At 45.0% G+C, this 9,083-nt stretch carries 9 protein-coding genes; 2 read left to right on the forward strand and 7 right to left on the reverse strand.

Features of this window, described 5'->3' with window-relative positions:
- Positions 1 to 40 precede the first annotated feature (40 nt).
- From RT269_RS14370 to RT269_RS14395, 6 genes are all read right to left on the reverse strand, one after another.
- A complete protein-coding gene (locus tag RT269_RS14370; RefSeq protein ID WP_313183559.1) occupies positions 41 to 808 on the reverse strand; it encodes a hypothetical protein in 768 nt (255 codons plus the stop codon).
- 929 nt (positions 809 to 1,737) lie between these two features.
- Positions 1,738 to 2,088: an FMN-binding protein gene (locus RT269_RS14375; RefSeq protein ID WP_313183561.1), complete on the reverse strand. Its 351-nt coding sequence runs from the start codon at positions 2,086 to 2,088 to the stop codon at positions 1,738 to 1,740.
- The gene (locus RT269_RS14380) at positions 2,085 to 2,924 is read right to left on the reverse strand and encodes an ABC transporter ATP-binding protein (protein WP_313183562.1); all 840 of its coding nucleotides are present in this window, start codon (positions 2,922 to 2,924) and stop codon (positions 2,085 to 2,087) included. The genes RT269_RS14375 and RT269_RS14380 overlap by 4 nt, the downstream gene beginning before the upstream one ends.
- 14 nt (positions 2,925 to 2,938) lie before the next feature.
- Positions 2,939 to 3,937 carry a FecCD family ABC transporter permease gene (locus tag RT269_RS14385; protein ID WP_313183564.1) on the reverse strand — a complete coding sequence of 333 codons (999 nt, stop codon included), beginning with the start codon at positions 3,935 to 3,937 and terminating at the stop codon, positions 2,939 to 2,941.
- Entirely contained in the window at positions 3,934 to 4,986 is a 1,053-nt protein-coding gene (locus tag RT269_RS14390; protein ID WP_313183565.1) for an iron ABC transporter permease, read from the reverse strand. The genes RT269_RS14385 and RT269_RS14390 overlap by 4 nt, the downstream gene beginning before the upstream one ends.
- Positions 4,976 to 5,995: an ABC transporter substrate-binding protein gene (locus RT269_RS14395; RefSeq protein WP_313183567.1), complete on the reverse strand. Its 1,020-nt coding sequence runs from the start codon at positions 5,993 to 5,995 to the stop codon at positions 4,976 to 4,978. The genes RT269_RS14390 and RT269_RS14395 overlap by 11 nt, the downstream gene beginning before the upstream one ends.
- Before the next feature lie 285 nt (positions 5,996 to 6,280).
- Here RT269_RS14395 and RT269_RS14400 point away from each other — a divergent pair, with 285 nt between their 5' ends.
- Positions 6,281 to 7,177 carry a helix-turn-helix domain-containing protein gene (locus RT269_RS14400; protein WP_313183569.1) on the forward strand — a complete coding sequence of 299 codons (897 nt, stop codon included), beginning with the start codon at positions 6,281 to 6,283 and terminating at the stop codon, positions 7,175 to 7,177.
- Positions 7,178 to 7,636: 459 nt separating this feature from the next.
- On the opposite strand, the gene RT269_RS14405 is transcribed toward RT269_RS14400, so the two are convergent.
- Positions 7,637 to 7,990 (reverse strand): hypothetical protein, encoded by a 354-nt coding sequence (locus tag RT269_RS14405; protein WP_313183570.1) that lies wholly within the window; start codon positions 7,988 to 7,990, stop codon positions 7,637 to 7,639.
- Between the two features lie 444 nt (positions 7,991 to 8,434).
- Between RT269_RS14405 and RT269_RS14410 the strand changes: the two genes are divergently transcribed.
- Positions 8,435 to 9,083, forward strand: a 649-nt coding sequence (locus RT269_RS14410; RefSeq protein ID WP_313183572.1) for a response regulator, incomplete at its 3' end; no start/stop codon positions are given.

A 9,083-nucleotide genomic window follows, 5' to 3' on the forward strand; every position in this document is an offset into this window, starting at 1 on the left:
ATTTGGATCCTTTATAGACCTAATGATATCTATCTGACAATTATTGGACCCATACTCCTGACTGGTTAACATGGGAACCGTCCGGTGTTGTGGTATTAACGAGCATGTACCCATCTGCTCCCATATAATACCATAAGCCGCTTTCCGGAGACTGATACCAGGTGTCCTTCAGATAGGTGCCATCTGAATTCTGGATCCACCAGCCCTTTCCATCGCTTGCCCACTTCTGAGTGGCAGCTCCGCTTTGAGCAACAGCCCCGCTTCCAGCATTAGGCGCTGACCAGCTATCTGTTAAATGAGCAATCCATCTCCAGGAATAATTAATATCAAAGTCAGTTACGTATATAACAATATAGGGATCATTTACATGAGAGGTGCTGCCTTGCAGATCCGATATCATTGCCTTTACTTCATCATTATATAAACTATACTCCTTACCAAGTACTAACTTTTCTGTCTTCACTAACATTCTCTCTTCCCAAGACAGCCGTGCCTGTCCATTCGAATCAGAGGTGCTGGGGCAATACAGGCTTAAAACCAATTCATGAGACGGATCAAGATTTGAGCCCTCTTTTTCAATGCTGAAAGTATCATTTTTGGGCAATACAGCACATCTCCCCGTAAGCTGCTCGCCAAACTCACTCAGAATTAAATCCTCATGCCTTGTGGTATCCTCACCGTATGTCCTTTCCGTGCCATAAAACAGATGAGGCGATACTTCATTGGCTAACGCTGTCATTGGTACAGCAGAGACAAACAGGGCTGCCATTGTAATCAGTGCTGCAACTTTCTTGCTTTTCATACTCATCTTTAAAATCCTCCTGGTATTTTATTTTTTATACAGGCGTAAATATAACCATATATTACCACCTAGTTAAAAATTAGGCAATATATTTTGACAGTAAAATTATTTTTTTTGAAATTATGCTCTTCATGTATTAAAAAAAGTAACTGTAAAACAAATTAAGTGATTATTCTTAGTAAAAAGAATTGTTTACATAAATCAGATTATTGACAGATCATAATCGCAATAAGAGGCTAAAGTATAATTACAAATTGTATTTAATTATAATACATAAATCATTTACCAGTTTTCTGAACGTCCCTTATCATGCTCCATCATCTACGAAATAACGATGGGGTAATATGAATATAATTAATACGCCCGGCAACATTTTGTAACGCAAAACTGAGGACAGTAACTCATTATAGTACTAAAATCTGAGTAATGAATTATTAAAATAAAACAGGCACTAGCTTGAAATGTCATAACTTGTAGAATCATTTCCCGATAACGCTATTCATAAACTAAGAATCCCTCTCAGACAATGGCTTTGTCCGGGAGGGATTTTTCAGATATTTTCATTTTTTATTGGTATATTTACAAGTTGGAACATATAATTATACTGGCAGGTACAAACTGCTGGCAATCGTGTATAGGGTGGTAGGCCTCGATTCTACATAGAATGGAGGTGTTGCTCGTGAAGAATTTAGACTTTAAGGACCTAATGTCTTTTGGTATGTTCCTTCTAGCACTGCTGACATTCGTCATTATGACATGTCGCTAAATGCAAAAAACCTTCCCTGTACTTTGGCCGGTCGGGAAGGTCTTTGCTTTTCCAATTAGCCAACCACCCTGTGGCGATTGCCTTTCTTTATTATATTATACACACTCTCTGAAATATTACAAGTACAGGTATATATTTTAAAATCTTTGTAACTACTTTCTGTTTTCATCTATTTGCTCTTAGCCTGTTCTATACAGTCCTTTACCGCAGCCTTGATTGCATCACTGGTCACCGTAGCAGAGGCAACCGCATCCACCTCCCAAGTCAGCTCCTCCACAATTTTAGAGGGCAACTCTTCAATCGCTCTGTCGCCAATGCCAACGGTTTCGTTGTGATCAGTTACTTTTACAGAAAGGATGGATTCCTGATCAAACTCTACCTCTACCTCCACATCTCCGGCATATCCTACGTCGGCAGCCGTATATGTTCCGGCTTTATAGGTATCCGAGGAACCGCCGCAGCCGGCGAGAAGTGTCAGTATACACAATGACGCAGCCATCACTAAAGTCATTTTTTTCATTGTTCATTTCCTCCGTTTCCCTTTCTCTGATTCTGTTTTAGAAATACCTGTCCTCTTACGCCGTAAGGCAGACATACGGGAACATCCAGAACAGGATGACGAATCACCGCCGCCTCCACATCGAAAACCTCCCGGAGCGTCTGGGGTGTCATCACATTCTCCGGCGAACCGGCGCTGTGTTTTTTTCCCTCCTTGATTGCCACTAAATAATCGGAAAACATAATGGCGTGATTTAAGTCATGGAGAACCATAACCACAGTAACACCCTGTTCTTCATTTAATTTCCGCAAAAGCTGTAGGATTTCCAGCTGATGCGAAATATCCAGATATGTAGTTGGCTCATCCAGAAACAGGAGATCGGTTTTTTGCGCTAACGCCATGGCAATCCACCCCCGCTGCCGCTGTCCGCCGGAAAGCTGATCCATTTCCCGGTCGGCAAGCTCTGTCATGCTTGTGCTGGACAACGCCCATCGGATGATTTCCTGATCTTTTGATGTAAGTCCTGACAGCTTGGTGCGGTGGGGAAACCGCCCGTATTCCACTAAGTCGCTCACAGTGATACCTATGGGCGTCTGGGCGCCTTGGGGAAGGAGCGCCAGTTTTTGTGCCACCAGCTTGGTTGGCATACTGTGAATGGACTGACCTTCCAGATAAACGGCTCCGCCGGACGGCACGATAAGGCGGGACATGGTTTTCAAAATGGTTGATTTACCAGAGCCATTGGAGCCAATCAGCGTTGTTATTTTCCCTGCGGGAATGTCAATATCCATGTCACGAAAAACTGAAATGCCGTTATATCCGGCGGACAGCTTATCCGCTGTAATACATGATTGCACGTTTTTTTACCTCCTTATGCCTGCCTGCGAAGCAGAATGAGAAAATAGGGTGCGGCCAGAACGGAAATTACGATTCCAACCGGTATTTCAATGACTCCAAAAAAAGAACGCCCTATGGTATCCGCAAAAAGCAGGAGTAATCCTCCAAGCAACATGGATACAGGCAAAAGTACATGGTGCCGTCCGCCTGCAAATTTTCTTGCTATATGGGGGGCAACCAACCCAATAAAGCCAATACCGCCGCTGACGGAAATGCAGCTGGCCGCCAATGCCACTGCCACAACCAATAAAATTCTTCGTTCCCTCTCTACGCGAACCCCCAATGCAAGGGATGCTTCTTCTCCCAAAAGCAGTATGTCCAAAATACCTGCTTTCGTAAGAAGCAGCGGAATCAGAATCAGCAGGTAAGGAAGCAGTGCCTTCACCTGATACCAGCTGGTTCCCCAGATATTACCCGCCAGCCATCTGGCTACCAGCTGATAACTGCTGTTTTCCATGTCGGCAGCCATAATCAGCATCAGGGACGAAAAACCGGCCGAAATACCAATGCCGCCAAGCAAGAGATAAGACGGTATGATCTTCCCGTTTCTTTTGGAAAATCCGTATAGCATGCCCGCCGCCAGCAACCCACCCGCCATGGCGAAAAGCGGCTGATAGGCCATAGTGCTGATGTGCATAGCGGGGAAAAAAGTCAAAAACAGCATGACTGTAAATCCAGCTCCCGCATTGATTCCCAATACCCCCGGATCAGCCAGTGGATTTTCTGTCACAGCCTGCAGTGTGCAGCCGGACAGTGCCAGCCCCATTCCGCATAAGACGGCAAGGATTATGCGCGGAAGGCGAATTTGCAAAAGTGTGACGGATGCATCCGGGCTGCCCGGATGGAGCAGACTAGCGGACACATCTGAATAAGGGATATTTGAATAGCCGCAGTTGATTGATAGCAGGACAGCCCCGATTACCGCCAACAGGAGAACCCATGGCATAAGCTTTTGCCTGTGTTTCTTTTTCATAAAACTGCTCCTTTCTTCCGGTACGTCAGTGCAAGAAATACCGGAACGCCAATGGCTGATACCAGCGCACCTACCGGCGTGTCAAAAGGAGCGTTAATGGAACGGGCCGCGATATCCGCCAGCACAAGCAGTATTGCCCCCAACAGTGCGGATACCGGCAAAAGCCTGCGGTAATCCTCACCAGCAAGAAATCGTGCAATGTGCGGCACGATCAGCCCCAAGAATGAGATTCCGCCTACCAGAGATACGCTGGCCCCCGCCAAAATCAACACCACTCCCATGCCGGTCAGCCGAACAGCCCATACGTTTACACCAAGTCCCGCTGCACTTTCCTCTCCCAGGGCAAGCACCGATAACCTTCCAGAAAGGAGCTGGCTGATAAGCCCTGCACCCGCGATCCATGGAGCGGTCAGGAGAAGGCTCTGCCATGTAATGCCGGACAAGCTCCCAGCCGTCCAAAATGACAGCGATTTTGAAAGTCCGAAGGTGAGGGAAATCCCCTGACTCAATGCAGTTAACAGGGCGGAAACAGCGCTGCCGGCCAGGATGAGCCGTATAGATCCGGATTTATGCTTGCCGATTCCTATGCCATATACCATCAGTACGGCCAGTGCCGCTCCCATAAACGCGAAAAGCATCGTACCAATGCTTGACAATGGCGGCAAAAGGACTGCGGTGAGAGCAACGAAAAATCCTGCCCCCGCATTGACTCCTAAAAGCCCGGCATCTGCCAAAGGATTTCTCGTCACACCCTGCATCACTCCGCCTGCAAGGGCAAAGGCCGCCCCGGTAAAGCAGGCGGCCATTGCTCTGGGCATACGCATCTCCAGCATAATTCTTCCCATGTCGGAAGATGCCGCAGGATGAAAAAGCGTATTTATTAAAATACGAATATTCCCGCCTGCCACACCGACGCTGGCTGAGAACAGGAGGGAGAGCAACAACGTCCCCCCCATCAAAACAAGAGATAATGCAAAGCCTGTTTTAGTTCGAAGCCATCGCACAGGCATAGGCGAAGGGCTTGCCGGGGCTTTGGGATCATTCAACATTGCTGCGGCCTAGGATGGCGTCTGCCAGTTTTTCCATATACAGCAGTTTGCCGTTTGCCGTATACGCCATATTATATTGCGCCTCATTCTTACCATAATATACATTTCCAGCCTTTACGGCTTTTAGGTTCTGCCAAACAGGGCTGTTTCCCGTATCTCCAATCTGGCCGTCATCGCTGAAAAAGAAGATGTGATCCGCATCAATTTTTGAAAAGTACTCCGCATCAACTACTTCTCCCCAGACATTCTCCGGAACTCCCGAGGAAGGTACCAGCTTCAATTCATCGTATATCAGTTCCCCCGGGCCTCCGGTCCGATAAATATAGTAGGAACCGAAATGCACTGAATTCGCTTCCACGACAGCAAAGGTTTCGTCGCCAACCGTTTCCTTAACCTTTGCGGAAAGCTCAGCGGCCTTTGCGTCATAATCAGCAAGCCACTGTGTCACAACGTCCTCTTTCCCAAACCACCGGCCTAACTGCTGAAAGCGTCCCCGCCAGTTGACATAGCTGATGTCATCGTTAATCATCACCGTGGGAGCGATGCCTTTGAGCTGCTCATATACCTTGTCATGCCGGATATTCATAATTATAAGATCCGGTTTTAGCTCAGCAATTTTTTCAAGATTCAAATCCCCCGATGCGGTGGCTCCGGAATAGTTGCCAACGATTTCAATATTGTTATTGGTGAAATACTCCTGAAGATAGTCCGGAACGGTTATGCCATCATACATGCTGGTGTTGGCCGATGCAATAAATGGCATGTCCAAAATGATAAGTTCATCCGCTAAACCGGAAACGTCCACAATGCGCTGCGGATCAGCGGGAATTTCAACTTGACCTTTCATGTCTTCAACCGTAATGGTACCGCCATTTTGACCTGCTGGTTCTGCAGTCTGAGCGGAAGGTGATGATTGGCCTGATGTTTGTGAGTGATCTACTGCAGGCGAGCATGCGGCCAGTGCCGTCACCAGCATAAGACAAATTGGAATCATAAGTCGTTTCTTCACTTTAAACCTCCTAATGTAAATCGTGCATTTTAGTTAGGTATCGCTAACCTTGATAGTATACATAAAGTCCGTCTTACCTTCTGCCCTCAGGCGGAGTTTTTCTGCCCCTTGACGGAATTGTATGGGGCTGTCTTATTCTAACAGTACGCACTGGATGCTTGTTTCAGAAAGTAACTATTGACTAGTTAGTCTAAGCTAACTACAATATAATAGATTGATAAAATATTATCTGCCCCTCGGCGGATTTTCTTTGTCCGAAGACGGACATTACAAAGGACTGATAGAATGTCATATTTACCGTTGAAATTTGAATCATCTAACATATTTCCGAAGGAAACAATTGCAATACGTCCGGATGTACATATCATGGTATCCTCTGGTATATTTTCCAATAATACAAAGAGACAATCTGGCTCCACAGCCCCTGTGTTTGAACTAAGCTATACTAGAAGAAATTTCATATACGGCGAGGTAGATCGTGTGCCTGTGGAGCTTCGGCCCGGATATTCGTCGCTGGGTTTTTTAGGAGAGACTTGCGCACATTCAGAATACAACAGTGGCGAAGAAGTTCAGCTATACTCTATTTGGGTTAGCCCTAACACGTTCGATGGTTTTTGTGAAGCGGTTTGTGGTAAAAGCAATATTGGATTCCGCTCTTTCCAAAAGGATACGTATTCTTGCTGTGGCTTTAAAAGCGATGCCCGGGAAGAAAGCATTATAAATAAATTGGATATGTGTTTTATAAAAGAAGCGAATCAAATAAACAGACTTTTGTTAGAAAGCTATATTTTAGAGCTGTTATCCATTAATATAGAAAAGCTGATTTGCAATGATAACAGTAAGGAATATGTAAGCCGGCTATCCAGAGCAGATATGGATAGTTTGACTTATGCACGTGAGATTCTTCTGAATCGGCTGGAGTCACCCCCGTCATTGCTGGAATTATCCCGGATAATCCATATGAATGATTGTAAGTTAAAACGTTCTTTTAAGCAGTATTTCGGGAAAACCGTTTATGAGTTCATTCGGGAGCAACGGCTGGAAAAAGCGTTTGCGTTGTTAGAGCAAGGGAAACATAACGTGAGTGAATCGGCCTTTGCTGTGGGGTATACAAACGTAAGCCATTTCTCGGAGGCGTTTCAAAAGAAGTTCGGAATTCCTCCCCGCGTCCTGATAAGATAATTTGATATAAAAATAAGTTTAAAAAAGGCTGCAAGGTCGGCGCCAGAACAAAGGGGCTGACTTAGCTGGCACTCAATAAAAAAATCAAGGAACACTCAGATTAGGTAGCCGGCAAGCGGGATGTGGCAACAAAAGACGGACCATATCTTTAACTGCAAAGGCATGGTCTAATGTCTCCCCCTGTCTATCCTTTAAAAGACAAGTTTACATAACAAAAATAGTGAAAACCCTGATAAAACCTGGATTTTCACTACAAATTAAAAAAGCGAGAGACGGGATTCGAATATTACAGTTGTCCGCAAATCTACATATAATAAAGAGGGACGTACACTGTCTAATGAGTGTCTACAGCTTGTCTACAACCTTGTATTATTGTTGGATTTTATGTTAGGATAGATCAAGGGTACCGCAGGAAAAACGCTTGTCCTCGACCTATCCTATGAAAAGCCATATCACATTTCATGAACACTCATTTTGTAAACTTAGTTTTAAATATCTTTGCACTATTATTGCGGCATTCTCGTTTAAATCCTCATGTCCGCTCAGCTGCAGCACTATACAAGGTAAAGAAATAGCCCACTGCAAATGTGTCTTCATACATGGAGAGCCATCCAAATCATATCTGGCTGAGTTATCAAGAAAACGGCAATGCCCCACATACATATCTCCACCTTTCATGATTCTTTCTCCGAATATTTCATATTCTCTCTTATGAATCCGATCAATTCTTGTTTCGACAGATGCTGTGATATGTACTGCTAAATCGAACAATGGAACAAATGGTTCATTAAAGCTATCCATGGAGCCTGCCATCACAAAATAATTTCCTTTCGATATATCTGTCATTAACCTATTACTATAGCTTTCTTCGTAATGATTTCCGTAAAGTCCTCCTTGAACGGTTTTCCAAACGACTCGTACCTTCTTTTAACAAGATCAAAAATGCTATTTAAAATTAAGGCTTTCGCTGCAAATAAAAAAGCTCGAAACGGGACTCGAACCCGCTTACGGGTTGATGAATGGAGAAAGGCGGCAAACTGCAACCAGGGCCGCTATGCTTTAGTGGACCGGCTCGGACTTCAGGCCAGGTTGACCCCTTTCTTTTTTCCGTTATATCCCCGGACATCATACAATGTTAGAAATCGCTTGTTTTTTTTGACTTCCTTCTTTCCATTTGCTATAATTCTTTCGTGAGGTACTTATACAGCGATACCATTGTGCATAACACGTAACATCAAGGAAAGGGGGATCTCTGTTTTGTCACAGCTGCTCCAACTGATTATCGTCGATGATGAAGCATTCATGCGTGAAAACCTGAAGAATCTCTTCCCGTGGGAAGAATTAGGGTACGCGGTGTCCGCGGTTTTTTCCAACGGGCAAGAGGCTCTCTCTTTCCTGGAAAGCACTCCTGCCGACGTGGTTCTCACTGATATCCAGATGCCGGTCATGGATGGCATCCAACTGATTAAAAATATTCGTGAACGCAGAATCCAAACCGAAGTGGTCTTTTTGTCCGCTTATTCCGATTTTGAATATGCCCAGAAGGGAATTCTCTACGGCGCTGTCGATTATCTTGTCAAGCCGATCCGTTACCAGGAGCTGATGAGCCTCTTTACAAGGTTAAAGGCCTCTTTCCCGCAAACGGACAGAGCCTGCATCGCGAACCAGACTGCTGCTCTATCGGAGCCGGAGATGGTTCTCCGGATACTGTCCGATTCTATCCGTAAAAATCCATCTAGTGTAACTCTGGAATCCTGCGCGGTTTTTACCAGGCTTGATGGCTATTTTATATCCAGATTTCTCAAAGAACACCTATCCATAACATTTCAGGAATTTGTCAACAAAGAGAAGATGGTATGGGCCGCCGGTCTCCTGCAGGACATCCATTTAAGTATAAACGAGATCG

Source organism: Lacrimispora sp. (assembly GCF_032078915.1).
Lineage (GTDB): Bacteria > Bacillota > Clostridia > Lachnospirales > Lachnospiraceae > Lacrimispora.